General features: G+C 42.5%; 31 protein-coding genes and 5 pseudogenes. 23 read left to right on the top strand and 13 right to left on the bottom strand.

The features are described from left to right. Positions 1-10 precede the first annotated feature (10 nt). Positions 11-445 carry a PTS sugar transporter subunit IIA gene (locus CI597_RS04575; protein WP_024727722.1) on the top strand — a complete coding sequence of 145 codons (435 nt, stop codon included), beginning with the start codon at positions 11-13 and terminating at the stop codon, positions 443-445. A gap of 236 nt (positions 446-681) precedes the next feature. Further along, entirely contained in the window at positions 682-978 is a 297-nt protein-coding gene (locus CI597_RS04570) for a hypothetical protein (protein ID WP_235824545.1), read from the top strand. Between the two features lie 16 nt (positions 979-994). Here CI597_RS04570 and CI597_RS04565 read toward each other — a convergent pair whose 3' ends face one another. After that, a complete protein-coding gene (locus tag CI597_RS04565; RefSeq protein ID WP_024727721.1) occupies positions 995-1,297 on the bottom strand; it encodes a YolD-like family protein in 303 nt (100 codons plus the stop codon). Further along, a complete protein-coding gene (locus tag CI597_RS04560) occupies positions 1,287-2,546 on the bottom strand; it encodes a DNA repair protein (RefSeq protein ID WP_024727720.1) in 1,260 nt (419 codons plus the stop codon). Before CI597_RS04560 ends, CI597_RS04565 begins: the two co-directional genes overlap by 11 nt. Before the next feature lie 153 nt (positions 2,547-2,699). On the opposite strand from CI597_RS04560, the gene CI597_RS04555 reads away from it, so the two are divergent. The 3 genes and pseudogenes from CI597_RS04555 to CI597_RS04545 all read left to right on the top strand — a co-directional run bounded on the left by CI597_RS04555 (position 2,700) and on the right by CI597_RS04545 (position 4,260). Then, positions 2,700-3,317 carry a flavodoxin family protein gene (locus tag CI597_RS04555; RefSeq protein ID WP_024727719.1) on the top strand — a complete coding sequence of 206 codons (618 nt, stop codon included), beginning with the start codon at positions 2,700-2,702 and terminating at the stop codon, positions 3,315-3,317. Between the two features lie 21 nt (positions 3,318-3,338). Then, positions 3,339-3,605: pseudogene (locus CI597_RS04550) on the top strand (flavodoxin); the annotation flags it as partial. A 175-nt stretch (positions 3,606-3,780) separates the two neighbouring features. Continuing rightward, positions 3,781-4,260, top strand: coding sequence for a flavodoxin (locus CI597_RS04545; RefSeq protein WP_024727717.1), 480 nt, complete (start codon positions 3,781-3,783; stop codon positions 4,258-4,260). A 535-nt stretch (positions 4,261-4,795) separates the two neighbouring features. Here CI597_RS04545 and CI597_RS04540 read toward each other — a convergent pair. After that, on the bottom strand, positions 4,796-5,794 hold the full coding sequence (locus CI597_RS04540; protein WP_024727716.1) for a MerR family transcriptional regulator: 999 nt from the start codon (positions 5,792-5,794) through the stop codon (positions 4,796-4,798). Positions 5,795-6,060: 266 nt separating this feature from the next. On the opposite strand from CI597_RS04540, the gene CI597_RS04535 reads away from it, so the two are divergent. Continuing rightward, positions 6,061-9,531, top strand: a complete 3,471-nt coding sequence (locus CI597_RS04535; protein ID WP_024727715.1) for an FAD-dependent oxidoreductase — start codon at positions 6,061-6,063, stop codon at positions 9,529-9,531. 124 nt (positions 9,532-9,655) lie between these two features. On the opposite strand, the gene CI597_RS19695 is transcribed toward CI597_RS04535, so the two are convergent. The 4 genes and pseudogenes from CI597_RS19695 to CI597_RS04510 form a co-directional block, all read right to left on the bottom strand. Continuing rightward, complete coding sequence (locus CI597_RS19695) at positions 9,656-9,763, bottom strand: AraC family transcriptional regulator (RefSeq protein WP_369882370.1); 108 nt, start codon at positions 9,761-9,763, stop codon at positions 9,656-9,658. Between the two features lie 660 nt (positions 9,764-10,423). Beyond that, positions 10,424-10,660 (bottom strand): hypothetical protein, encoded by a 237-nt coding sequence (locus CI597_RS04520; RefSeq protein ID WP_024727712.1) that lies wholly within the window; start codon positions 10,658-10,660, stop codon positions 10,424-10,426. 288 nt (positions 10,661-10,948) lie between these two features. Continuing rightward, positions 10,949-11,690: pseudogene (locus CI597_RS19690) on the bottom strand (IS91 family transposase); the annotation flags it as partial. A gap of 1 nt (position 11,691) precedes the next feature. After that, positions 11,692-11,985: pseudogene (locus tag CI597_RS04510) on the bottom strand (phage integrase N-terminal SAM-like domain-containing protein); the annotation flags it as partial. Between the two features lie 296 nt (positions 11,986-12,281). Here CI597_RS04510 and CI597_RS04505 point away from each other — a divergent pair. The 10 genes and pseudogenes from CI597_RS04505 to CI597_RS04460 all read left to right on the top strand — a co-directional run bounded on the left by CI597_RS04505 (position 12,282) and on the right by CI597_RS04460 (position 18,635). Further along, complete coding sequence (locus CI597_RS04505; protein ID WP_024727709.1) at positions 12,282-13,271, top strand: hypothetical protein; 990 nt, start codon at positions 12,282-12,284, stop codon at positions 13,269-13,271. Positions 13,272-13,354: 83 nt separating this feature from the next. After that, positions 13,355-13,498 (top strand): annotated as a pseudogene (locus CI597_RS19335) (glyoxalase); the annotation flags it as partial. Positions 13,499-13,546: 48 nt separating this feature from the next. Further along, a complete protein-coding gene (locus CI597_RS04495; protein WP_024727708.1) occupies positions 13,547-14,038 on the top strand; it encodes a hypothetical protein in 492 nt (163 codons plus the stop codon). 63 nt (positions 14,039-14,101) lie between these two features. Next, positions 14,102-14,806, top strand: a complete 705-nt coding sequence (locus tag CI597_RS04490; RefSeq protein WP_051405220.1) for an inositol monophosphatase family protein — start codon at positions 14,102-14,104, stop codon at positions 14,804-14,806. 118 nt (positions 14,807-14,924) lie between these two features. Beyond that, positions 14,925-15,113, top strand: a complete 189-nt coding sequence (locus CI597_RS18365) for a GNAT family N-acetyltransferase (RefSeq protein WP_268876104.1) — start codon at positions 14,925-14,927, stop codon at positions 15,111-15,113. Between the two features lie 211 nt (positions 15,114-15,324). After that, positions 15,325-15,930 carry a hypothetical protein gene (locus CI597_RS04480; protein ID WP_024727707.1) on the top strand — a complete coding sequence of 202 codons (606 nt, stop codon included), beginning with the start codon at positions 15,325-15,327 and terminating at the stop codon, positions 15,928-15,930. Positions 15,931-16,070: 140 nt separating this feature from the next. Continuing rightward, positions 16,071-16,421, top strand: a complete 351-nt coding sequence (locus CI597_RS04475) for a DUF3795 domain-containing protein (protein WP_024727706.1) — start codon at positions 16,071-16,073, stop codon at positions 16,419-16,421. A gap of 205 nt (positions 16,422-16,626) precedes the next feature. Continuing rightward, positions 16,627-16,902, top strand: a complete 276-nt coding sequence (locus CI597_RS04470; protein ID WP_235824541.1) for a hypothetical protein — start codon at positions 16,627-16,629, stop codon at positions 16,900-16,902. 7 nt (positions 16,903-16,909) lie between these two features. Then, positions 16,910-17,389 carry a DUF1697 domain-containing protein gene (locus tag CI597_RS04465; protein WP_051405219.1) on the top strand — a complete coding sequence of 160 codons (480 nt, stop codon included), beginning with the start codon at positions 16,910-16,912 and terminating at the stop codon, positions 17,387-17,389. Positions 17,390-17,444: 55 nt separating this feature from the next. After that, positions 17,445-18,635, top strand: coding sequence for a M20 metallopeptidase family protein (locus tag CI597_RS04460; RefSeq protein ID WP_024727703.1), 1,191 nt, complete (start codon positions 17,445-17,447; stop codon positions 18,633-18,635). A 100-nt stretch (positions 18,636-18,735) separates the two neighbouring features. Here CI597_RS04460 and CI597_RS04455 read toward each other — a convergent pair whose 3' ends face one another. Continuing rightward, positions 18,736-19,245 carry a GntR family transcriptional regulator gene (locus CI597_RS04455; RefSeq protein WP_268876109.1) on the bottom strand — a complete coding sequence of 170 codons (510 nt, stop codon included), beginning with the start codon at positions 19,243-19,245 and terminating at the stop codon, positions 18,736-18,738. 124 nt (positions 19,246-19,369) lie between these two features. On the opposite strand from CI597_RS04455, the gene CI597_RS04450 reads away from it, so the two are divergent. Continuing rightward, complete coding sequence (locus CI597_RS04450) at positions 19,370-19,573, top strand: GyrI-like domain-containing protein (protein WP_235824540.1); 204 nt, start codon at positions 19,370-19,372, stop codon at positions 19,571-19,573. 27 nt (positions 19,574-19,600) lie between these two features. Here the strand turns inward: CI597_RS04450 and CI597_RS04445 are convergent, their stop codons facing one another. The 3 genes from CI597_RS04445 to CI597_RS04435 are packed head-to-tail and all read right to left on the bottom strand — an operon-like array spanning position 19,601 to position 21,801. After that, complete coding sequence (locus tag CI597_RS04445) at positions 19,601-20,461, bottom strand: DMT family transporter (protein WP_330607120.1); 861 nt, start codon at positions 20,459-20,461, stop codon at positions 19,601-19,603. Continuing rightward, complete coding sequence (gene proB, locus CI597_RS04440) at positions 20,458-21,258, bottom strand: glutamate 5-kinase (RefSeq protein ID WP_024727700.1); 801 nt, start codon at positions 21,256-21,258, stop codon at positions 20,458-20,460. Before proB ends, CI597_RS04445 begins: the two co-directional genes overlap by 4 nt. Positions 21,259-21,261: 3 nt before the next feature. Then, positions 21,262-21,801 (bottom strand): prolyl-tRNA synthetase associated domain-containing protein, encoded by a 540-nt coding sequence (locus tag CI597_RS04435; RefSeq protein ID WP_024727699.1) that lies wholly within the window; start codon positions 21,799-21,801, stop codon positions 21,262-21,264. Positions 21,802-21,920: 119 nt separating this feature from the next. Here CI597_RS04435 and CI597_RS04430 point away from each other — a divergent pair, with 119 nt between their 5' ends. From CI597_RS04430 to CI597_RS04415, 4 genes and pseudogenes are all read left to right on the top strand, one after another. Then, a complete protein-coding gene (locus CI597_RS04430; RefSeq protein ID WP_095142885.1) occupies positions 21,921-22,793 on the top strand; it encodes a LysR family transcriptional regulator in 873 nt (290 codons plus the stop codon). 44 nt (positions 22,794-22,837) lie between these two features. Beyond that, a complete protein-coding gene (locus CI597_RS04425) occupies positions 22,838-23,152 on the top strand; it encodes a hypothetical protein (protein WP_051405217.1) in 315 nt (104 codons plus the stop codon). Next, positions 23,146-23,331 (top strand): hypothetical protein, encoded by a 186-nt coding sequence (locus CI597_RS04420; protein WP_051405216.1) that lies wholly within the window; start codon positions 23,146-23,148, stop codon positions 23,329-23,331. The genes CI597_RS04425 and CI597_RS04420 overlap by 7 nt, the downstream gene beginning before the upstream one ends. 38 nt (positions 23,332-23,369) lie before the next feature. Then, positions 23,370-23,831 (top strand): annotated as a pseudogene (locus CI597_RS04415) (GNAT family N-acetyltransferase); the annotation flags it as partial. Here the strand turns inward: CI597_RS04415 and CI597_RS19685 are convergent. Both CI597_RS19685 and CI597_RS04410 read right to left on the bottom strand, forming a co-directional pair. Beyond that, complete coding sequence (locus CI597_RS19685; protein ID WP_390122559.1) at positions 23,778-23,894, bottom strand: DUF2089-like zinc ribbon domain-containing protein; 117 nt, start codon at positions 23,892-23,894, stop codon at positions 23,778-23,780. The pseudogene CI597_RS04415 and the gene CI597_RS19685 sit on opposite strands and share 54 nt — an antisense overlap. Before the next feature lie 226 nt (positions 23,895-24,120). Next, positions 24,121-24,558 (bottom strand): hypothetical protein, encoded by a 438-nt coding sequence (locus CI597_RS04410; protein ID WP_235824539.1) that lies wholly within the window; start codon positions 24,556-24,558, stop codon positions 24,121-24,123. A gap of 242 nt (positions 24,559-24,800) precedes the next feature. On the opposite strand from CI597_RS04410, the gene CI597_RS04405 reads away from it, so the two are divergent. Both CI597_RS04405 and CI597_RS04400 read left to right on the top strand, forming a co-directional pair. After that, complete coding sequence (locus CI597_RS04405) at positions 24,801-25,598, top strand: Cof-type HAD-IIB family hydrolase (RefSeq protein WP_024727696.1); 798 nt, start codon at positions 24,801-24,803, stop codon at positions 25,596-25,598. Positions 25,599-25,603: 5 nt separating this feature from the next. Then, on the top strand, positions 25,604-26,047 hold the full coding sequence (locus CI597_RS04400; protein ID WP_024727695.1) for a hypothetical protein: 444 nt from the start codon (positions 25,604-25,606) through the stop codon (positions 26,045-26,047). Positions 26,048-26,278: the final 231 nt, after the last annotated feature.

The following is a 26,278-nucleotide window of genomic DNA, read 5'->3' as shown; positions in this document are numbered from 1 at the left end:
AGGAAATAAAATGGCAGACAATAAAGTATTTAATGAAAATAATATTCGTCTCAATGTAAAACTGGATTCAAAAGAAGATGCAATCAGGGCAGCAGGCGGCGTACTGATTGAAAATGGTTATGTTCAGCCTGAATACCTGGAAGATATGCTGAAACGTGAGGAGGCAGCTTGCACTTATATTGGAAATCATGTCGGAATTCCGCACGGTATCTGCAAGTCAGAGGAGAGGATCAAGTCCTCCGGAATCTCACTGCTGCAAGTTCCGGACGGAGTGGACTATGACGGACAGACTGCTTATGTGATCATAGGGATTGCAGGGAAAAATGACGAACATATTGAAATGCTCGGCAAGATCGCAGTCACATGTTCCGACCTTGCCAATGTGGATAAGATAGCCCATGCGAAATCAAAGCAGGAAATCTTGGATATCTTTGAAGGAATCTGATAAAGGCAAAATAATATCGGCCATGAAGAAGAATGTGTAAGGTTTAAAGGACTTCACATTCTTTTTCTCTTTTATCTGCCGGAATTCTACCACAGGTAGATAGTATTTCATAAAAATCTAAGGCACAATAAACAGTATCAAGGAGGCAGTTATGGATATACAAAAAATCGGAAATCACATAAAATGTAAAGGAAAAGCACAGGGATTGACACAGGCTGAGCTGCTCGGCATTACAAATGAAGCTTGTGGCGGGACATGATATAGAGAGTACACAGCTGCCGGAAGCCAGTGAACAGAATATGAAAACAATGTTAGGGAGCTGCCAGCATTTAAGATCACTGAAAGATGTGTGCATCGGTTTGCTGCTGCTGTTCGTCGGACGCCTGATGCCTCTCACGCAGTTAAAGGATATGACGTCCGATGCTTCGCAGTTTATATTTGGCGTATCCGAAGGTATATCTATCGGCATTACCCTGATTGGCATTGGCTGGCTGATTTTTGGAGCAGTCAAATTCAGCAAAAAGGAGAAATAATATGCTTTTGCAGCTATTAATCGGATATACTCTGGATATCGTCAAAAGAAATACTTTTTTCTCCGACGAAGATTCTGCGGAATACCGGATCAATAAAAGATACTTTTCCTTTTGTCTCTGCATATGCACTTTTTTCGTAATGAACAATGCATATATTCGATCCTTTGCCAATCGATTTTATTTTTTGATTTAAAAGTCTTAATTCCTCTTCCGTCAATTCTTTTTTTGGAACTGACTGCTTTTCTATCTCGCGGAGCATTTCATCAAAACCTCTTAAAGCGGCAAACGGAAGAAATTGTCTTGCCCGGTCAGCTTTCATTGTGGCCTCCGATTAAAGTATTGCGTTTTCTGGCAGTTGCTTTTTCATACAGGCTCATTCCCCGCACCACGGCATTTTTTCCGAACCGATGCTTAATGGAAAGGACGGCATCCTGCAGATGCTGTTCCTTTTCAGCTTTTTCCATATCCGAAAACAGATGAAGCTGCCGGAAGGAAGTCTCCTCCACATGATTTGCACCGACAGAGATTTTGCGGATGGGAATGCCCCTCTGCACAGTCTGGTGAAAGAAACGTTCAAATTCATGGGAGAGTTCCCGATAGGAATCGGTCCGCTCCGAAAGTTTCCTGGTGCCGCCGGACGGAGAGAGTTCTCTTTTGGAGTATGCGACGGACATGGAAATGGAATCGGTTGTCAGATGACGGCTCCTGAGTTCCAGAGCCAGTGCATCTGTCATCTCTTTGAGGACTAGAAGAGCATTGTCATAAGAATAATCTTCAAAGAGGATCTGGCTTTGGGAAACAGAGTGGCTTTTAGACTCATAATCATGAATTTCTTTTATGGTACACGGCTCCCTCCCGTGGGCATGGTCGATCAGAAACTCTGCATTGACACCGAATTCTTTATAGAGAAGCTTTTCATCCATATGTGCTGTCCCGTAAAGATCGTAAATGCCATAACGGCTGAGCCTGGCGGCGATGCCTTTTCCGATATTCCATATATCTGTGATTGGGCGGTGATGCCAGATGGTCCTCTTAAATTCTTTTTCATCCAGATAACCGATATGATCCGGAGAATGCTTTGCGGTGATATCCAGAGCGACCTTTGCCAGAAACAGGTTTGTGCCGATGCCTGCCGTGGCACAGATTCCGGTTTCTCTGCGGACTGCATCCGTCAGCATGACCGCCATTTCTTTCGGAGTTTTTCCATACGTATGCAGATAAGGCGTGAAATCCAGGAAGCATTCGTCAATGGAATAAACATGAATATCTTCTTTGCTGACATATTTTAAATAAATGGAGTAGATCCGGGCGGAATATTCCATATAGAGCTTCATCCGCGGCTTTGCAGTGATATATGTCACAGTTTCCGGAATTTCAAAAAGACGGCAGCGGTTTTTGATTCCAAGAGATTTCAGGGCCGGCGTGACGGCGAGGCATATGGCACCCCGGCCTCTGGACGGATCGGCGACCACGAGGTTTTCTTTAAATGGGTCGAGTTTCCGTTCGGCAGCTTCCACTGAAGCATAAAAGCTTTTCAGGTCAATACATGCATAGATTGATTTCTCCATAAATACGACACTCCTTTCTGATTTGAGTATAGCACAGCTGATACGGCAAGGAAACGTGTGTTCGATAAAATGAGTGTGGTAATTTATGGGGCAAAAAATTCTTGACATGGAGTTGACTCTAGGGAGTATCCTATAATAAAAGGAGGTTTCATTATGAAGGTATTAATGATCAATGGGAGTCCTCACTCAAGGGGGAATACATATGTGGCACTGCATGAAATGGAAAAGATATTTTTGGAAGAAAGCATTAAAACTGAGATAGTCCAAGTAGGAAGCAAGGATATCAGAGGATGTGTGGCCTGTAATTCCTGTGTGGAAAAAGGGAAATGTGTATTTAATGATATCGTCAATGAGACAGCACCGAAATTCGAAGAATGTGATGGGCTGGTGGTAGCCAGTCCGGTCTATTATGCTTCGGCAAATGCTACACTGAGTGCCTTTCTTGATCGGCTGTTTTACAGCACACAATTTGATAAGACCATGAAGGTCGGTGCATGTGCTGTGGCAGCAAGACGCGGAGGCTTATCCGCCACGTTTGACCAGCTGAACAAATATTTTACGATTACAGGGATGCCAGTTGCATCCAGCCAATACTGGAACAGCATACACGGCAGAGAGCCCGGTGAGGCCGGCCAGGATGAAGAAGGACTGCAGACGATGAGAACTCTGGCGAAAAATATGGCTTTCCTTATGAAAAGCATTGCTCTCGGAAGGGAAGCATATGGATTGCCTGAGAAGGAAACATTCAAACGGACAAATTTTATCAGGTAATGACCAGAAAGAAGGGATACAATGAATAAAAAAATATTAGTTGCCTATTTTTCGGCAACAGGTACAACAAAAAAGGCCGCCCAGGCGCTGGCAGAAGCGGCACATGCAGATATTTACGAAATTAAGCCGGAAGTTCCGTATACAAAAGATGATTTGAACTGGACGGACAAAAAGTCCCGCAGTTCTGTGGAGATGAGCGATCAGAGCTATCGGCCCGCAATCGCTGATCAAAGTGAGGAAATTGGAAACTATGATTTCATTTTTCTTGGATATCCTAAAATGCAGTATTGTTTATGATGGTGTATCGTGTGTATTGTGTTATAATTATATAAGTATTTATTACAGCATACACAGATGATAGAAAAAAATGTGTATAGCGTTTGTATAGATGAGACAGTGTGAGAACTGCCGAGATGTGGGCGAAAAATCGTTAATTTATTATATGAAACAGGAGGTTAGAATTATGAGTGAAATATTAGTAGCATATTTTTCAGCAACACGAACAACTGCAAAACTGGCAAAGAAAATTGCGAACGTAGTAGGTGGGGATTTGCATGAAATTTGTCCGGAAATACCATATACCTCTGCGGATCTTGATTGGATGAATAAAAATAGCCGGAGCAGTGTGGAGATGAATGATAAGTCATTCAGACCGAAGGTTGCTAATAAACTGGAGGATATAGAAAATATCAAAATTCTGATTCTTGCTTTTCCCATCTGGTGGTACGTTGCTCCTACAATTATTAATACGTTTTTGGAACAGTATGACTGGAATGACAAGATTATTATTCCAGTGGCAACATCTGGAAGCAGCGGGATGGGCAATACCAACGCTGAATTGGAGTCCTCCTGTCCGGGTGCGATACTAAAGGATGGTAAGAGATTTGATGTAAATGTGAGTGAAAATGAAATAAAAGTATGGTTTGATAGTCTGAGATTTTAGAAAAGCTAGCAGCTCTTTAAAGTGATAAATAGACCTTAAATGTAGAAAAGACTTATTTGTATAAAAGCAGATAAGTCTTTTTTGTGCTAGCTCTGCCATAAAAGGTAGAGAGGTATAGATTATACTCAGATACAGAAATGACGAACACATATGTTAAAGTTTAAAAACTGAATCAATTATAGTATTCTTTTACGCATGCTTTGGACTGTAGGCAAAGTTCCTTTGAAGTATATATGCACTGCTATACTTCTGAACTGAAATACTGTATAATAAGACAAATACGAATTGAACAAAATCGCTATGCCACAGCCTTGACAGGCCATCGCGCAGCGATTTTGTTCAATTAGAAGTTAGCGAGGAAGTTTATAAATGCTGTCTGTAGATTTTTTCATATTAAACGGAAGTACTATTTTAAAATTGGTAAAAAATATGTTCCAGTTTAGTTAGATTTTAGTGGAAGTGTTAAATACTTTATCATATAGTTTTCCGGCTTTCTGCGTATATTGGAAAAAGTCTCTGAGCTATAAACAGGCTTTTAGAAAATTATATAACTTTCAGGCAGAGAGAACAGAGCCTCCAATTCTCCATGATTCGCGTTTTCAATATCCAGCGAGCCATCCAGGGCTTTGTGGAGCCTGTCTGACAAGCCTGCCCCGGAGGCAGTGCGCAAATACTGGTAAAGCCTTTCGCAGACATCAGTGATATTTTCTAAATAGGCATGATAAAGAGGGCTGAATTCATATACCAGCCTGCTTAGCTCTGAAGCCTGTATACGTACGAAAGGCCTGAAGTATCCCGGATAGATTTCTTTCCAAAGGCGGATGTATTCGGTATGTTCCAGGATATCCTCTATTGCGGAGACCATATTTGAGATGCAGATGTCTTTTTCTTTTTCATCCAGATTGGCAATATATCTATGCCGTTCGTTTTTCTGGGAAAAGATGGAATCAATGACACTGGGGTTTAAAGTTTTGATAAAGGCGTAAAGTGATCGATAGTCTTCGGACGGATGTTCCAGTGTAGTCTGTTGGAGCTTTGCCCAAAGAAATTTTTGGTATTCGGTAAGTTCGCCCTCCGGCAAAAAACCACCCCAAAGGAAACGGTTGATAAAAGTCAGGTCATATTGGTCGAAACGCTCGCTGCTATAGGAATCGGATAATTTGTTTAACCCAGAATGATTGCCCAGAGAAAAAAGCTCCTCGAAATCAGGTTCCAGGGACAGATGTTCCATCATATATTGCAGGCTGTTAATGATTTTATTAAAGCAGGCAATTTCCTGCTGCAGTTTCTTTGCGTGCTGATTGAGATAATAGCTGGCTGTCAGCGGATTGGTGATAATGGAATGGATCGCGGATACGGGGAAATCCGCGTTCCGCAGATATCGTACCATGACTAATTTTTGGCAGTCTTCTTCCGAGAAATCATAATAACCGTTTGCCGGATTCATTTTCGGCGTAATGATTCCTTGTTTGATGTAATAATGAATATTTCTCTTTGTAATACCAGTCTTATGGGATACTTCCTGTATTCTCATTTTTCCACCAGCTTATCCTACGGAATTGTATCTAAATATGCTTTTATTATAACCCGTAAAAAGTATGCAGTCAACTGTATACTTTTGTGCTGTATTTTTTTCAATAAAATTTCATTTACAAAAAAGTGACCAATTTATCCTGCGCAAAGAGGAAAAAACGTCTGAGAAATTTGTCTGATTTTCCCTTTTTGACATTCACTTTGGTGAAGGGTATATAATGATTTCATTATAACAATTATAACAGAAGTAAAACAGGAGGAAGTAAAATGTTTGAAAAATTATTCTCACCGATCCGGATTAGGGGAATGGAACTGAAAAACCGTGTCATCATGCCTGCCATGGGAACCAAGTTTTCCGGTAATACCAGCTTTGTCACGGACAAGCTGATCAACTACCATGCCGCGCGGGCAAAAGGGGGAAGCGGGCTGAACATCGTGGAAGTCAGCAGTGTGCATACGCCAAGCGCGCCCAGGCAGTTTTTGTCCATCAGTGACGATATGTTTATCCCGGGCATGAAGAAGCTGACGGACGCCATCCACGCGGAAGGCGGAAAAGCGGGTATCCAGCTCTGGCAGGGCTCTCTGGCGGTCGGCATGGATCAGACGGCGCAGATCCTGCTGGCAAGCGATATGGAGGTAGAGCCGGGAATGACAATTCCGGGGATTGGCATTGATACCATAAAGGAAGTGGTGAACAGCTACGGAAAAGCGGCAAAAAGGGCTGTGGAGGCAGGGTTTGACTGTATCGAATTTCATTGCGCCCATACTTACCTCCCCCATTCGTTCCTGTCTGGCGGCATCAACCACCGTACGGATGAATACGGCGGTTCCTTTGAAAACAGGGCAAAATTCCCGCTGGAATGTATCCGGGCGATCCGGGAAAATATCCCGGAGGATATGCCGTTATTCATGAGGATCGGCGCCCAGGATGACGATCTGGAAGGCGGACTTACGATAGAAGAAGTCATTGATTTTTGCAAACTGGCAGGAGAATCCGGTGTGGATGTATTAGATGTTTCCAGAGGAAATATCCTTTCCTCCGCGTTAAAATATGAAGTGCCGCCCATCGATCTTCCCAGAGGCTTCAATGTGGAAAACGCGGCCCGCATACGGAAAGAAACGGGCATGCTGACGGTAGGGGTTGGGCGTATCAACATCCCGTCACTGGCGGAATCTTATCTGGAAGAAGACAAGGTGGATATGGTGGTCATGGGACGTGCCCAGCTTGCGGATCCTGATTTTTGCAACAAAGCAAAAGCGGGCGACTTGGATCATATTACATACTGCATCGGATGCGACCAGGGATGCTATGACTATTTTGAAAATACGGACACGCCGCAGATTTCCTGCCTGAGAAATCCGGCTGTGGGCTATGAAGAGGAATACGCAATCAGGAAGACGGAACAGCCTGAGACGGTACTGGTTGCCGGAGGCGGAATCGGTGGGCTGCACGCGGCCATCGTTTTAAAGAAGCGCGGCCATCACCCCATCCTGTGTGAAAAAACGGATCGATTAGGCGGGCAGTTTGTGCTTGCAGGAGAGGCACCCAGAAAAGAAGAAATGAAAAATGCCGTGCTTTCCATGGCAAGGCAGGCTGAGGAGCTGTGCGTGGATATCTGCCTGGATACGACCGTGACAAAGGAGCTGATCGCAGAGATCAATCCTCATACCGTGATCAACGCGATTGGCGCGGAGCCGATCATTCCGCCGATACCGGGCGCGGATCTGCCCCATGTTGTAAATTCTCATGATATATTGGGCGGAAAAGTGTCTGTAAGTGGAAATATCGTCGTCATCGGCGGAGGCATGGTGGGCATGGAAGTGGCGGAATACCTTGCTGAAAGAGGCTGTCAGGTAACAGACCTGGAAATGCTGCCGGAGTTCTGTATGGACTTAGGATCACCGAGAAAAATCTGCGTGACGGAACATATTTACGCGGCAGGGATCACGCCGGTAACTGACATCACTGTTACGGCAATCGAGGAAGGCAAAGTGATCGGCAAAAAAGGGGATGAGGTTATGGAATTCCCCTGCGATCATGCGGTGATTGCCGTAGGCGCGGCTTCCAGATGCGGAAAAGAAATTGAAGAGGGCGCAAGGGCAATCGGTGCGGGCTATATGAAGGTCGGCGATGCCGGACAGGCGAGAAGGGCAATCGACGCGGTCAGGGAAGCCCATATAGCGGCTGTCACCTTTGACGACCCGGAGGTGTATCAGGATGTGGTAAAACCCCAGAAACTGGTGATGGTTACCGGTGTGACGGGAACCATGGGGCAGGAGACCTTAAAGCAGCTCCTGAGCCGGAGCAACCGCTTTAAGGTACGTGCGTTCGCGAGGCCGTCTGATGTAAACAGGAAAAAGATGAAAAAATTTGCGGGGCCGAATCTGGAAATCTGCTGGGGCGACCTTGGAAATTATGAGGATATCAAGAGAGCTGTGGACGGGGCGGATTATGTGCTGCATATCGGCGCAATGGTATCCCCCGCGGCAGACAAGTACCCGGAAAAAACACTCTATACCAATATCGGGTCTACGTTAAGCATTATCAAGGCCATCAAGGAACAACCGGATCCGGATAAAGTACATTTTGTCTATGTGGGCACCGTGGCGGAAACCGGAAACAGAACCTATCCCATCCATTGGGGCAGGGTGGGAGACCCTATCAACCCATCCATATTTGACTATTATGCGCTCTCGAAAGTATTTTCCGAGATGGCGGTATTTGAGTCCGGCCTGAAGCACTGGGTATCCATCCGCCAGACAGGCCAGCACCCAAGCAATGAGAGCGCAGGCGAAGAGCCTATCATCTTCCACCAGCCGGCAAACTGTGTGCTGGAATGGAGCACCTCCATCGAATCCGGTATCTGCATGGCAAATATCTGTGAGGACTGGGTTCCGGAATCCTTCTGGAGGAAGGGCTATAACCTGAGCAGCGGCAAAGGATACCGCCTGGCATGCTGGGAGCAGCTGGAAGTGGAACTGAAACCGATGGGGATCACGATCAAAGATTTATATGACGCGGACGCACTGCCGTTTTACAATTTCCACGGACATTATTTCTCAGACGCGGACAAGCTGGATGAGATCCTTCATTTCCGTTGTATCCCGGCAGAGCAGTACTGGGGCGGTGTCCAGGAGGAAATGCAGCGGATGATGGATAATCCGATGATCGCGGCTATGTTCCCCACAGCGGAGCAGATGAAAGCGCATAATAAAGAAATCGGGCAGAAGAAAGGCGGCCTCTATTACGCATTAGAGCACAATGATGAGGACTGGATCAAGGCGTTCTTCGGTTCCAGGGAAAAGCGCGCCGCGATCAAGAGTTGGGATGATGTGGAGCTGTTCCATCCGAGCGAAGAGGTTACTTATCTGGATCATGGATATGATGAGGAAAAGGGAATCGAGAATCTGGATCTGGAGGATCTGAAAAAAGCAGCAGAATTCCGCGGGGGCGAATGCCTGGCCGAAGAGATGCCTGCCGATATCTATACACCGATCAAATGGAAATGTGCGGATGGACATATTTTTGAAATGTCAGTCAATACGGCCCTGCATGGCGGGCACTGGTGTCCGGAATGCCTGGCCCATGAATGGCATTACGGGGATATTGCGAAGAAGAACCCGTTCTATGCGCAGGTATGGACACCAATTCATGGAGAAGAGGATGATTATGTCATTTCTATGGAATTTAGTGGATATGATGTCAGCAATGAGTTAAAGAAAAAACTTGGATTATAAAAAAGTATTTTATATTTTTTGCGAAGAAAGAGCGGCGAGGATCAGGCCGCTCTTTCTTATACACCTTTTAGATCAGGACAACTCTTATGGCAGCCGCAAAAAGCAAAAGGTTTAGATGGACAGATTAGAGTATCCGGCTTTGTTTTCGGTACTGCATGGGCGTGATGCCATACTGTTTTTTAAAAGCACTTTGAAAATGTGCCTGGCTGGAATAGCAGAAATAGCTGCTGATCTCAGCCAGGCTCTTTTCTGTAAAAGTGAACAGCGTTTGATCTGGGAAGCAACGTCTTCGATCGTAATCGGTTGGTTGGTGTGGCTTCTGATATAGTTCATGCAGATATACAGATCGGCGGACAACCCGTCTGGCGGCACGGACGCTTCTCCTACCTTTTTACAGAAATCCACAAGCATTTGGTATCGCAGAGAATCAATTTTTTCTATGGACTGCAGCTGTTCACATTCCTGTATATAAACATTCATAAGATGATATGTTTTTTCAATATCAACACCGCCCGGGATGGCGCCGAGCATCCCTGCACTTGTAGCAGTACTGATGAATGTATTTTTTGCCTGCCGCAGGGGGGAATTTGCCAGCTTTTTGTCACTTAGGTTGAGCGGTGAGGATTTCATATGTTTCATTAAGAGATCAGGGTTTGCCGGAGCGTATATGGCCGTAAAGTTCTGTCTCTGCATAATAGGTAGAGCGGAGGGTGTCATTTTCCTGATTTTCCAGAAAGCCTTCCACGTTGACGGATTCCCGCAGCGTATTATCTGAAAAGCTTATTTCCAGTATATCTTGAATATCCGCGCTTTTATTATTTAAGATCAGATGGAGCAGGGATAAATGTTTTGCAAGGCGGATGCGGTTTGTCGGGGGTATGGAATACAAAAATTATGTGATGGCTTCTTTATTTTCAGGCGGAATGATGGTTTCCCTGTTATATAGATTGATCAGCTGGGCTGTAACGGGAACTTCAAATACAGGACCTAACAGGACCGTATAGCTGGTTCCCTCAATAAGGACACTTCCATAAATAATCTCCTGAGAAGAAAAGTAAATAAAGGGGTTAGGGCCATCTGACAGATCGGGATAGCCTTTTCCCAATTCCAGGGAAAACATTTCGGACATTGTGGAGTACTCCTCATCCCTGCCGTTCAGTAAATTTTCTAAGGAAAGAACCGAAGGTGGGTTGAATAAGAGGGCAAGCCCTTGTGCCCTCTTATTCAGCACACTTTTGGTTTTTCCGAATTGAACAAAGTCGCGTCCGATATATGGGGATTCAAATAGCCCTCTCTTTACCTGTATGAGGCATTCACTTTCTCAAATACTCTCGACCATCCTGTCATTTCACGGACTTTTGGGTATACTTCCCCCTTTCCCCCTATTCTGCGCGTCTCATATTTCATTTTCCCTGAGTCACGCGCTGCTCTTTCTATAGCCCCATCCAGTACATGTTTCATAAGCTACAGTCCCACCGCAGCGGGGACATACTGTGACATCTTTTTTATATAGGATCTTTATTGCGTGTACCTTGTCATCTTTCCTGAAACGCCTCAGGAATTCACGGCAGCCGATCAGATTCCTGCAAAGGGGGATCAGTTTCCGCTTATTATGATTGCTAAGCAGACCGTAGTGGCGTATCCTGACAAAGTTTTTCGGTGGGACATGCATCAAAAACCGACGGACGAATTCCACACCCTCCAAGGTCAGTTCTTTCCAGACACCTCCATCTTTGTAGTCCTTTACCCGTATCGTTACCGTATCTTCATCCATACGGAGGATACGGCTGTTACTGATCGCTATCCGATGTGTATAGCGCCCCCAGATAATTCATGACCGTTTCGGCACCGGCAAAAGACTCCCGGATATCCGTAACCCAGTGTTTCCCATAACAGGCATTCAGTAGTTCCTGATATTCATAGTGGTTGCGGTACCTGGCGGCGTTTCCCTCATAGCATAGTTTCCCGGCATCACGCAGGGCTTTGAGCCCGGATAATAATTTTCCCTTAAACAGCCCGGCTAAGGACTTCCCGGGAAGAAAAAAGCCATCCTTTTTTTGCCGCCAATTCCGGTCCGTGTCCAAACCACCGCCAGTAGACACCACATGAATATGCGGATGGTAGGAAAGATTGGATCCCCATGTATGCATGATACTGATGCTTGTGTTCCAGAATCATCCGTGGGACCATGATGTCATCCCAAAGGATGTGCAGGACATTCCGATAGAAAAAACGGATGGCAGAATTATAAAGATTCAGGGTTGTGGCTTTCAGCCCTTCATCTTTTTTAGCAAGCAAAAAAGTCCTGACATCCTGACAGGTAAGTTCCTCCGGATTCTTACCCTGATATTTCAGAAAGTAAGAGACATAGTTTTTATAACAGTTGATGGAACGTTCTTTAAGATTCCGGATTTTTGCGGCTTCCTCAAGTTTTTCTAAGTATTTTTCGTACATAATAAAATCCTCCATGTAAAATCAGTAGTATCAAAAAGTCACTGCTTTACACGGAGGCGCATTTGGGTCATAAAACCGCTTGCCAACCAAGCGGAAGGGTGTTATTCTTTTCATAGGCAGTGGGAAGGTCGATCCTGTTTGATTGTTTGGTGTGGTAACTTAACAATACTACTTTTAGGACTTGCTTTCCACTGTTTTTATTACAGAAAACAGAAAATCGCTATGTCACAGCCTTGGTAGGCCATCGCGCAGCGATTTTGTTCAATTGGAATTTGATATGAAAAAGGGTAATTAACATGAATAGTAAAAAACTTGTATTCGCAATTACATTAATGTGCTGTATCACTCTGTTTGTCGGGTGTGAAATGAAAAAAACACAGGAAACAGACAACGCATTAGCGGCAACAATAAACCCGGAAGATGTTTCGGAGGAACAGCTTATTGAGTTCGTATCGCCGGAAGATATAGTAATTTTTCAGATTAACGGAAAAAACGATATTGCCAATTACCTGCAGAATGCGAATTGGACAGAGTGGGAAGAAGTTAATGAAATTCCTGCACAAGCTGAATTACAGTACATCATCATGTCTTATGAAAAAGTGACAGACGAATTTTGGCTTGAAAAAGGGGCGCCGGAAATTAGCATGGGAGAGGAACAATTTTATGAGGATAACGGGAATTTTTATATAAAAGAACTCTTTGAGGATAATCCTGTAAAGTATCATATTCCGGTATCAACCGGAAAATATATTGTAAATCTGGTACAGAAGGGTTCGGATATTTCAGATAAAAATGATATTTTTGCATCTTGGGGAGTAAAAGATTTTGAGCCGGGCAGCGCAAAAGACTTGGACTTGGATAATTTTGACGGCTTCAGTGGAGGAAACGCGGCAAAGAGCCATTCATATAGTGCAGATGAGCTTGCAGATGTTTCAAAAGAGCAAAAAATAGAAATTGTTTTTCAGAATCCAGAAGCATCTTATACGATGACAGAGTTGGAGGAAATTGCAGAATTTTATAATCAGATAAAGCAGGATACATGGACAGAAATCGGACAAATACCTGATGAAAAAAATGATATATGTGCGATAACGACTTATCAATTAGAGCGTCATACAAAAGAGAAAAATTTGGTGGAAAATGAAAAGATGACTGTGTTTGAAGTTCAGAATCAATATTATATATTGGATATTATTCCCGGCACTCTATCCGGCATGGAGGACATGGAGATATACTATTCTATTCCGAATGATGTTGCCAACTATATCAAGGAAATAGCACAGTAAATTTAGAACAACGACAACTTTCAGTTTATCGAGGAGATTGTTGTATAAATTAATTCAGGTTTGTCGGTGAGTAACACAACAGAGATCTGGACGAGCATCTCATAGGGGTTGGTGGGGATATGAAAATGGTGGTCAAGCGTTTTCTGAATGCCGGAATGTCTATGGAAGAACTCTCTGTGAAGATGGATGCTTCTATTGAGGATTTAACAAAACTTCTGAATAACTAGAGAAAAACATAAAATTTTCAAATATGCTCTAAAGCAGAGGAGGATAAAATGCCATACACATTTCAATCAGTGAAAAGCATGAAAAAATTAACAGATAGCAGTAAACTATATAATTTTATTGAAGACTTTTCAAATTATGGAAATCAATTTCCGCTCATATGCGGTAAAATCAAAGCGCTATTTGGTCAACCAATTTATGAAACGGAAAATATGGAGAATCTTTTTTCATACTGTATTCTGGCGACATCGGAAGAAGCGGAAGAAGTTTACTTAGATATTTACTGTGCAGGCTCAGGTCTTGCAGTTGGCGGTATGTCGGACGAAAAATCCAGAAATGCAGCAAAGGCTTTAGTAGATTATGTTCGACAGGCAGAAGCGATTGACTACGCATATAAAGCTTACTACTTAGACGGACCTACTGCTCTTGAATTCGGAATCAGAGATGGTGCTCCTTATTATAACGAAACAGAGTTAAGACTTTCGGAGAAAGAATTTAGAGAACTGTTTTTCAATATGTACAAAAACGGGGATGCAAAATGAAAAAATGGTATGCTGAAGAATTTGAATGGGAAATTGGAGTTATCGGTTTTCTGAGCGGGGCTCATAAAGAACCGTGAAATGGCTGCTCATGTGAAAGAAAAGGGTCTTGCAGACTATGTAACGCAGGTAGATATTGCCGTGCAAAATTTCTTAAAGAAGGAACTGTTTGCCCTTGCACCGGATATTCAGTTTCTTGGAGAAGAAACCGGATTGCAGGAGATAGATGCGGATAGCTTTTGGATTTTAGACCCGGTTGACGGGACTACAAACCTTATGCACGATTATCAGCACAGTGCTGTATCTTTAGCCCTTTGCCGCCAGGGGGAAATTGTTATGGGGATCGTGTATGATCCCTTCCATGAAGAAGTGTTTTCAGCGGTTAAAGGCAAGGGCAGCTTCTTAAATGGACAGCCCATACATGTATCAAACGCAGAAAAACTATCCGACACGATGATTGGATTGGGAACAGCAAAAAGAGAGCTGGCCGATGAAAACTTTGCCCGGTTCCGCAGGGTGTTCGGTCAGTGCCAGGATGTCCGCAGGATTGGTTCTGCCGCTCTGGAACTGGCATATACCGCCTGTGGCAGACAAGGGGGATATTTCGAGATTTACCTGAATCCCTGGGACTATGCTGCCGGTATGCTGTTGATTCAGGAAGCTGGCGGTCAAATGACTGATTTTACGGGGAAACCGCTTGACCCGAAAAAGGGCAGCAGCGTAGCAGCTACAAACGGATATATACATACAGAACTGCTAAAGTTGATATAAAGGGTAATAATCAGGTGAGTGTTAAGAAAAAATGAAATAAGGAAATCCGAATGGGAGGAACGCAATACTTGTTCGTGCATTGGATGATGGGGAAACGGTTGCTTTTTTACATTAACTTTTGGTAGACCCTGCATATCAAGGGCTACATATTGAAGATGAATTGATGAAACAGATTATGAGCTGCTTTGAAAGTCTTTTGTATGTAAAGGTCATGCCGTCTGACCCGAAAACGATTCCATTTTATGAACGGTATGGTTTTCAGCAATATGACAATTACTCGGCGATGGTACGAAAACACTTTGTGTAATGCGATAACTTTCAGTTCGTCTATAAATTGACCAAAACAAAAAAACGAAAGGGATGGGCATATCATAGAGGTTGGCGTGGATTTAGTAAAGCTGCTGTATAGCTGAGCGGGAAAGAAAATCAGAAGTTGTGAAGCTTGAAAATTTTAAGTTGCTTTTATGCGTTCTTGGTGGAAAAGGTGTATTTCAAATTGAAAGGATGGTCGGGTGCTAATGAAAGAAATCATCAACTTCATTGAAGCGAATGTGGATGGCAAAACGCTGTCTACAAAGGAATTAGTTTACGAACTTGAAAATGGTGTGTTACAGGGCGTTTACTTTGATTCAATATCTTTCTCTAATCTAAAATATTCTCAGAGTGGATTTCAGTTGGATATGTTTATTGTATCTAATGAGAAGATATGGCTCATGGGAAAGGATGGAGAACGGGAAAAATTGCGAAAAGATTTCAGTGGTGTATCCCTGTTCCGATTTGAACTGGCGGAGCGAAAAAGCACGAATAGTTTGACTGGCTGTTTTCGTTTCATTTCAGCTTCAGGGAAAAATGTGGCAGCAGAGGCTATCGTAAGTGGAATTTATGATGTGCGTCTTGAAAATGATGTGCTGAAGTTATCGGAAGATCAAGTCTTGTATCGGGATCAGCCGATACAAGAAGGGCATTTTAAGCCCGTTGCATTTCAATCAGAACATTGTTTTTATGTTAAAGCTAATAAGCTACACTATGAATACAACGGCAAGTGTTTTGATGTGGACTCAAAAACTATGCGGCGTAACGATAGCTCTGATACCTTTCCTCCGTTTATTTCAATCGAGAAGTAAGAAATGACGAATCAGTTTGACAGGAGTGCAGAGATGTTGATTATTATGAGTATATAAATGTTCTAAAAGATATGCGAAATGTGTCACAATAGAAGATGCTTTGGAAATGCTAATAGATAAATAGTAAAGGGAAGTTCTCGATGATAAATAAAAAAATGATAGCCTTTTGTGGTACATATTGCGGCGTGTGTGAATGGAAAGATAAAATCGGGTGTAAGGGCTGCAAAGCCAATAGAGGAATTATGTTTTGGGGTAAGTGCGATAAAGCGATATGCTGTATTGAAAAGGGGCTTGAACATTGTGGGGAATGCTCAGATATGCCCTGCCAAAAGCTCAGAGACCTGTTTGATGATCCAGAGCATGGTGATCACGGAGCAAGACTTCGCAATCTGAAAAATTGGAAAGACGGCATCTGTGCCTATGAAAAATTAGGTAATACAGCGCAAGAGAAGGCAAAAAATTTGAAAGCAATAGAAAATACCAATGACTAGGAAAGATAAGATTATTTCAATGGATGAGTATTAGGGCGATGACGGTACAGTTCCACAATGGAAATTGGTAAAGGTGATTGGAACAAATCATACACTGACTTTCGGGTTAATAATTAAAATTTGTGAGAGTATATACTATGTTCAATGATGGTAGAAGTAAAAAGGTTGTTTTTGTTGCCTGGCTGATTATGTAGTGCAACATATCATGGAATATAAGAAATATGGATTTGAAGTTATCGGTATTATTGGGGCAAATCGTTCTCCAAATTGTGGTGTCGAAACAACATCGGACAATGATGCAGAAATCAATGGTATGGGACTATTTATAGAAAAAATTTTTCACCAGCTTTTGCGAGAAAACATATCTATTCCCATGATAGGCATAAAGGGAACGGACAATATACAAGAAAAACTTCAGCAGTTAGGAAGCAACGAGATATATTGCGCTTTTGCGTGGAGTCAATATAAGTGGAAAAAATAAAGTTCCGATGGCTGAACTGAAGAAAGCTTTTGAGGAGCTTGGATTCGGAGCGGTTAAGACCTATCTGAACAGTGGCAATGTGATTTTTTCAAGTGATGAAGAGAATATAGTGAGCCTTACAGACCGGATTGAAACAACGATAAAAAAGTGGTTTGGTCTGGATATTCCGGTTTTCGTCATATCAAAAGAGGATCTCGAAGATATTTTGCAACACGCGCCTGACTGGTGGGGTGATGAAAATAAGGAAATCTATGATAATCTGATTTTTATTATGCCTCCGGCTACATTTGCTGAAGTGCGGGACGAGATCGGAGAACCCAGGGAGGGTTTGGAAAAGATTCAGAATTATAAGGAAGCGGTATTCTGGTCTTTCAGCCGGAAGGATTATCAAAAGACAAACTGGTGGAGGGAGACGGCAAGTGCGAATATCAGCGGCAAACTGACAATCCGAACGGCAAACACCGTCAGGAAGATAAATGGCATGTAAGGCTTTTAATATGGAGAAGAGCTGGGTTAGAATAATATAATGGAAAGGAATTGCTATGAAAGAAATCTATCAGCAAGCAAAATTATTACAGTCAGAGTTGGTAAAAATCAGAAGAGAAATACATCAAAATGCTGAGGTTGGGATACAGCTGCAATATACCAAAGCATTTGTGAAAGAGAAGCTAATTGCGTATGGATATGAACCCCAGGACATTGCCAATAGCTCAATTGTGGCAACAATCAGCGGTGAACTCCCCGGTAAAACTATGCTGCTTAGAGCAGATATGGACGGCTTAGCCATTAAGGAAGAAACTGATTTAGACTTTAAAAGTGTAAACGGAGCTATGCATGGCTGTGGTCATGATATGCATACCGCCATGCTGTTAGGTGCTGCAAAATTGCTTAAAAAGTATCAAAACCGGCTTCAGGGAAAAGTAAAATTATTATTTCAGGAGGATGAAGAAGGTTTTAGCGGGGCGAAGGCTGCGATTCAGGACGGTGTTTTGGAAAATCCAAAGGTAGATGCAGCCATGGCGCTTCATGTAAACTCTGGTACGCCGAGCAATATGGTGCTGTGTGGTCTTGGCCATTTCATGGCTGGCTGCACTTTGTTTCGCATTGAAGTAAGCGGCGTGGGCTGTCACGGAGCGATGCCTGAAAATGGGGTTGATCCAATTAATATTGCGGCACATATTTACCTGTCGTTACAGGAAATTGCAGCGAGAGAAGTGGCGGCGCAAGACCCTTGTGTATTAACGATTGGTAAATTTGCCGGTGGGCAAACTCCCAATATTATTCCTGAAAAAGTCGTTTTAGAGGGAACAATCCGTTACAAAAATAAAGAAACAGGGGATAGAATTTTTGAAAGAATTCAAGAAATTTCAAATCTGTGTGCCCAATCCTTCAGAGGAAGGGCAGTTGTAACGGAATTATCCAGTGCGCCGCCTCTGATAAACAACGATGAGATGATCTATGAGTTTTGCGATTACATTAAGCAATTCATTGCCCCTCAGCAAGTCAGGATATTGCCTCAGGGAGGTATGGGCAGCGAAGACTTTGCTTCCTTTAGCTATCAGGTGCCCATTGCCTATTTATTATTAGGCGCCGGTATCAACCAGGAAAATGAAGCGTATGGTAAACCCATGCATAATCAAGGCGTTGTGTTTAATGAAGATATATTGTCCCTTGGGAGTTCGATACTCACGATATGTGCTATGAATTGGTTGAGCAAACATCGAAATGATTAAGACTTATTCCGCTCAGCGGCAAACTGACAATCAGAACGGCAAACACCGTCAGAAAAATAGTTGGAATGTGTTTATTTTCCACATTCCAACTGATTGCATCTTATTTTAAGGAATCTCTGTCAGGGACCTGCACAGATAAAGCCTCGGTAAAATGGTGTTTCTCAACCATATGCGCCTGAACTGAAGTTAAAATCAGGCGGTAACAGTCGGCCAGATTCTCGGCAAACTCTGTGCTTTTCCCTGCACGCAGACAATGATATGCCCTCCTTGTGATGTCATTGAGCTGTACAATTACATCACCTCCTTGGGGATAAAAAGCGAAATAAAACCCCCATTCTGTGATTTGGCTGCATTCATACCAGATAACGTGTAATGGTTCCAGTGACAGGTGTTTTAATATCATTTGAAATAAATTCGTGAGAGCGATCCCTGGCTTCATGATATGAACAGCCAGTTGCTCTAAATCATCCTCACTAAATTGCGGCGCCGTATAGGCAGCGACCGTATAGGCAGACACACCATATTGTTTTGCCAGCTGTGCTTCATAGGGTAAATAAGTTCCTGCCGGATAGATGCCTGTCCCTATTTTTCGCGTCAAGTCCCGGACAATGCGGGTATAGTAGTAATCTTTCCCTCTGATAGGATTCCATTCAAATGTAGCAGGCCGTTTCTGCCATTCAAATGCTTAGTTGATTCTTATTTGCCAAGGGATAGACTGCTCCATCGCTGAGTGTTTGACGATTGACAAAGGCTTGTGTGTTCAGATTATGCACATAGGGTCCTATGATACTGAGCCGGAAACAGTGGCTGTACTGGATGCGTTCCTTGGTGAGAATGGGTATGCAAATGATATGGCAGACGGGCGGCTGCTATTTATCAGACCCGAAAAAGAGGCTCCGGAAAAGATGAAAACGGTTATCCGGCATCCGATAAAATGAATCTAATGATATTTGTGATAAATAAAATTATAAATGGGAATTATAATATTCCCCGAAAACTGCCCCGCCGATAATCAAAACTGCACCGATCATTTGTAATGGCCGCATTGTTTCTCCGAGTATGAGTGTTGCAAGAATTATTGCCGAAAGCGGCTCCAAATATCCGGAGATTGCGACTGTTTGAACAGGCAATTTTCCGATAGAGGAAAAGTAAAAATAACACCCTATGCCTGTATTGAAAAGCCCCAACACTATAACCCATATTAAATTAGTTCTTGATATGGAAACCTGGTATCCTGTTTTGAGACCTACGAAAGCAGCGACTGTTAGAAAACTCATTAAAAGCTGAATGGTTGCGTTTTCAAGACCTTGCACCTTTTTAGATTTCTTGTTGAGTATTACCATAAAGGAATACATAATAGCAGACATAATTCCACAGAATATTCCAAAGGCATTGAGATTCTCTCCCGACACTGTTCCGTTTACCAAGAAAATTCCAATAAGTACAGCAATAAATCCGGCAATTTTATATGCGGTCAGCTTCTCCTTGAACAGTATGGGAGACAATCCCATTACGATGACTGGACCGCAATAATAGGAAAGTGAAGCCAAACTTACACCGATTTGGTTGTATGCTTCATAAAGAAACATCCAACTTGTTCCCATTGTTATACCCGAAAAAACGATAAACAGAGTATCATTTTTTTCTTTCGCAAAGGTAATCTTTTGTCTTGTAACAAAGAAAATCCCAATCAAAAGTAAGCTGCCGATAAGTGTTCTCCAAAATACGATTTTATAGCTTGATAAATGAATATTGCTCGCCACAATTCCGTTTGAGCCGAAAAGCAGCAAAGCAAATATATACTTAAAAAATGCTTTTTTCATCATCTCTGTTTTCCTTTGAATAATGTTCCGGCGCCAAAACCTTTTACAATATTATAAATTGCTTCGGTGTTTTTTCCGTTTGTAATGATAGTATCAATACCTTGCGCTGTTGCCAATTCGGCGGCTTGTAGCTTGGTTTTCATACCGCCCGTTCCACGCTTTGAGCCTGCACCACCAGCAATAGAATATACACTTTCGTCAATACGATCAATTCTCTCAATTAGTTTTGCATTGGGATGTAGGCGTGGATCGCTGTCGAAAAGCCCGTCAATATCAGAAAGGATGATCAGTTTGTTTGCTCGGCATAACACTGCTACAACAGCAGAAAGCATATCGTTATCACCGAAAAGCCGTTCTTCCGATTCGATTTCTGTATAGCTTACCGAGTCATTTTCATTTACTATGGGAATCGCACCCATTTCGAGTAGTGCATCAAATGTATTTGTTAGATTATCTTTCTTTTCTTCTTGCTCAATATCTTCGGCGTTTAACAGAATTTGACCGATGATTTTATCATAATCATTGAAAAACTTATCGTATAAATACATAATACTGCATTGACCAACCGAAGCCGCCGCTTGTTTCATACGCATACTGGTCGGCTTGGTTCTCATACCGAGCTTGTTGCACCCAACGGCAATCGCTCCTGATGAAACGAGTATAACCTCATAACCCATATTTTGTATATCGGATAGAACACGGGCAAGGTTGTCCATTGCTCGTAAGTCGCTTTTCCCGACATCATTTGTCAAGGTAGATGTACCAACCTTGACTACGATACGGTTTTGATACAGTCCCATTATTCACACCTCTACAAACAGTACGGTATGTTTTGTGAAAGGCATAAATTTATGCAAAACATCTTCTGTCTTAATTTTCATATAACCCGTAGTTGTACCATCACTGCATCCGTAATATTCTTCTTTCAGAACTTCTTTGTCAAAGACAAACTGCACATCTTTTGCGTTATCAAGCAAGGCACTAAATACTGTTGCCGCGCCGATTTTTGTGCCGAGCATTTCGTCCATTTTTTCAGCAGGAGTAAAAGAGAGGCGTGAAACTCCAAGAGCCGCACTAAACTCTTTGGAGCGAAATGGCTTATCCCCACAAGTAACAAACAGATAAAATGATGTCTGTTGCCTGTTACATAGAAATAAAGTTTTTACCATTTTCATATCCAACTTTTCTTCTATCGCAACGCAATCTTCCATAGTAATTGCTTCGTCTGTATCCACTCGCTCAAATGGAATGTTTAACTTCAAAAGCGTAGTATACACTTTTTCTTGAAGCGGTGTTTCCATTTTTGAAGGTTTGTCTGTTTGAATATCGCTAACATAAAACATAGGCTGAACCTCTTTATCTTGATTTTAGTACCTATAGAGTATATCATAATAATATACATCTGAAAAACGAATGTTTTTCATGCTTAAAATTACAAAAACGCATAACAGGAGGTGGCATGATGGATATGAGCATCCTAAAATATATGGCATTTATAAAAACAGTAGAGTGTGGGAGTTTTACGAGGGCGGCAGAAATACTGAACTATTCTCAATCGGGTATCAGCCGAATGATTGGTGATTTGGAAAAAGAATGGAAGGTGTCCTTGCTGGAGCGTAACCGAACCGGTGTAAAGCTTACCTCCGATGGAACAAAACTGCTCCCATACGCAAGAAATGTTTGCGAGGAATATATGAAGCTGCAAATGGAGGTAGATGACCTAAATGGACTCCAATCGGGTCTTATTCGCATTGGAACAATTTCGAGCATTGCAACTCATTGGCTGCCGAATATCATAGCTGAGTTTCAAAAGAAGTACCCGAATATCGACTATGAGTTGCTGATCGGTCACTATGCCGATATTGAGGAGTGGGTGAATGAGGGTAGAGTGGATATTGGCTTTACAAGAGTTCCAACACACTCCGATTTGGAAACAGAGTTCTTGGAGCAAGACAAACTGCTTGTGGTTCTTCCCGGAAATCATCCGATGGGAAGTCTTGATAAATTTCCCGTTTCTGCATTGGCGGAATATCCTTTTATGTTACTTGAAAAAGGAGAAAAGGCAGAAATATCGGAAATCTTTGACCGCTGTGGAATTTCCCCCAACATTCATTTCATAACGGTTGATGATTACGCCGTAATGTCGATGGTAGAAAAAGGGCTTGGTATCAGCATTTTGCCGGAGCTCATTTTGAGAAGAACGGCGTATCGTATCATTACAAAAGAGCTTGATGTGCCATCCTTTAGAAAATTGGGGATTGCAATGAGAGATAGAAAAAACGCTTCTCTTGCAGTAAAAAGATTTTTGGAGTATTTAGATTACAGAAACATATAAACGAACAGTGTCATTTCTAAAGGCATCAAACATAGGAGCAAGCAATGAAGGAGTTTGCAGTGGATCTGCATAATTTTCTTGGGGAATTTGCACCATGGATTGTTATTGCTGTGTGCATTGCCGTTTATAGCACAACGCCTATTAGAGCCGGTATCAATGTTTTTGCCTTTTTTGCGGGAATGGTATCAAGCTACTATTGGTACAGCAATTTTATAGCAGGATTTTTTCCGAAAAGCTATGCCATTGTCTGGATTACATTTACAGTGTTATCCCCTTTTCTCGCATTTTGTGTTGGTATGCAAAAGGTACAGGGTGGATTGCTTTACTCCTGTCCTCCGGGGTTACAGGGATATTGCTGAACTGTGCATTCAGCTATGGAATGTTTTATGTAGATATCAGTTCGGGGCTTGAGCTTTTAATGCTGGTGATTGGCGTGATTGCTTTACGCAGATCTACTAAGGAAACAGCAGGTATGATAGGAGCAGGGGCAGTTTTTGCCATCATTATGAAAGCTGTCATACCGTTTCGTATCTGGTAAAAATGCTGAACTGGAAATACAGAGAGGAGTGATTCGCTGTGTATACTGAAGACTTAGATTTTAGATATGCTAAACGAGAAGACACAGCATTGATTTTGCAATTTATCAAAGAACTTGCTGATTATGAAAAAATGCTTAACGAAGTCGTTGCTGATGAAGAAACATTGGAGGAATGGATTTTTGACAAACAAAAGGCAGAAGTGATTTTCGCTGTAGTAAACGGAAAAGAAGTTGGCTTTGCTCTTTTCTTTCACAATTTCTCTACTTTCTTGGGTAGAGCCGGAATTTACCTTGAAGATTTGTATGTAAAGCCAGAATGCAGAGGAAAAGGATATGGAAAAGCAATTCTGAAAAGACTGGTGGCCATTGCTGTTGAACGGGGTTGCGGCCGATTAGAATGGTGGTGCCTTGACTGGAATAGATCAAGCATTGATTTTTACCTTTCTTTAGGAGCAGAACCCATGTCTGATTGGACAGTATATCGTATTGCAGGAGTTACATTTGAGCCTTGTGACGGCCAGGTCATTCCTGCACACGGGACAGCGGCTGATAATCTTTTTCATGCATTCATTTCCTTTCTGTTTTCTATTAATATAATATTATAACTTATAAATGTCAATATTAATATAATAATTAAATATATTAATATAAAAATTGAATAATTGCAGAATAGCATAGAAATAATTTTTATTAAAAAAGAGAACTATGGTACATTTCGGGAAGTGCATATAAAGCAGGAACAAGCCTCTGGAGACAGAGAGAACAGCAGAGGACTTGTCCGCTTGAAAGTTAAAAACCGGTGATTTTTTCGGCGCCTTCAACGCCGATTTCCAAAAGAGTCTGTTTTGAGGAAGCAAAATTATCCTGAAACAGAATCTGAAATGTGTGGGCCAGCTGTGCATAGTCTGCACAGGAACAGCTTTCTCGAATAGAAGCAGAAATTCCGGTCCATCCGGAAACCGGTTCGGTACCTGTCTCTTCCAGGCGGAGGATGCTGCCTTTCAATGACAGGAGGATGAGTTTCCTGTAAATCTCCCGGATAGCTGCAAGGGGACAGTTTCTGATTACAGACCGCAGTCCGATGCTGACCGTATGCACCAGGGATTTTTTCTCATCGGGTTTGGATGCAGCCTCGGAAAGTTCTTTCAGCATTTCATGCGGAACATGAGGGAGGGATGCAAGCATAACCGGACTGCTTGTGATCGCAAGGATCTGCAGAGCTTCCAAAAAATCTCTCATATTGTTTGCGGCAGACGCGGCGAAAGGATATAGTGTGGGCATGAATGACTATCTGGCAAAGTCTGTGGAAATCGATCGACTATTAAGTGTACTGCAAAAATGGATGAGTTCTCCTCTCTCATAATATCACAGTGCAGTACTGTGGGAGAGCCAGGTTTGTATTGAATTTATTTTTGAAATAAGTACAATAAAAGAGTAATACATAATATTTGGCTTAGAAAAGAGGAGTTATGAAAAAGTACAAAGGGATCGTTTTCTTTGATTATGACGGAACGACTGTGGACGATACAGATAATATTAGAAAAGCAACCAAAAAGACAATAGAATCTCTTCGAAGACTAAAGGAAAACGGATATCTGACAATGCTGTGTTCAGGGCGTAGCAAACGTTTTCTGGAAGCGGATATCGATAAATTTGAGGGAGCCATTACCTGCAACGGGTCCTATACGGAAGTCGGCGGACAGGTTGTCAGTGATATTCACATTTCTGAAGAGGCAATGCAGAAGGTCATTTCCGGATATTTTTCAGAAGATACGGCTCTGCATATGGAGACACAGGATGTTACATATTATATGCACTATAACCAGCCGTTTTACCATGATTTCCGGGAGTTTCTTGGATTTCCGGAACGCTGGTTCGCACCGTGGGAGACGAGAAAAGGAGAGAATATTACGAAAATTGTGATAAATTACAACAGGGAAGAGCTGATGGATGAAATACAGACGGAATTCGAAGGGGAGCTGCAGTGTGTGAAACCTTTTGAAGATATGAATATTTTAGATATTATGTCAAGAGGGATCACCAAGGGAAATGCCATTATAAATCTCATGGACCGATATGGAATCGGCAAAAAGGACTGTTATGCCTTCGGTGATTCCGATAATGACATAGAGATGCTTGAGGCTGTGGGAACCGGTATTGTGATGGGACGGCACAGCAAGGCAGCAGGAAAAGCGGCTGATATGCTGACGGGTACCGTAAGAGAAGAAGGCATCACGACGGCGCTGGAATCAATAGGACTGATATAAGATCTATGAAGAAATCATATTTGTTCAGGGGGATTTTTTATGCGGCAGGACTTTTTATACTGGCTCTGGGGATTACCCTGAATACGAAAACAGGCCTGGGAGTATCGCCGATCATATCAGTTTCATACAGTATTTCAGCTATTTGGAATCTCAATTTCGGAAATATGACATTGGCTCTCTATGGGATCTTCGTGGCTGCTGAAATGCTTCTCCATACCATCAGAAATAAACGGAGCATTAAGAGGGAAGGAACCGGACTTGTGAAGAACTGTTTTGACATATTAAACATCTCCATTACAGCCATGGCAGGCATGGTTTTTGGGGGGAAAATCATCGGTATTGGCATCGGAACGGTGGCGGCGGTGATCGGAGTCGGACGAACGATTTCAATATTCAATCATTTTGTCAGGAAAAAAATGGATACACTGGCGGGGATGCAGGCAAAGTAATAGAAGTTTAAGGGGTAAAGTTAAGAGTTCTGTCCCTGCAGAAAGCAGGGGAATCAGTTGACTTTTCCGGAAGCAAAAGAAAAAGAAGATTATACAATAACTTACAGCAACAACACCAATACCGGAAGTGTTACTAAGACATTTTATGTTGTTCCCAAAAAACAAAGATTACCTATGCTAAGTCCAAAAAATCCAGGAAGCTGACGATATAATACAAGAAAGCGACAGGAG

This window comes from Anaerostipes hominis (ex Lee et al. 2021) (assembly GCF_002270485.1).
GTDB lineage: Bacteria > Bacillota > Clostridia > Lachnospirales > Lachnospiraceae > Anaerostipes > Anaerostipes hominis.
The sequence above is the reverse complement of the archived record's forward strand: the minus strand, read 5'-3'. Positions and strand labels throughout refer to the sequence as shown.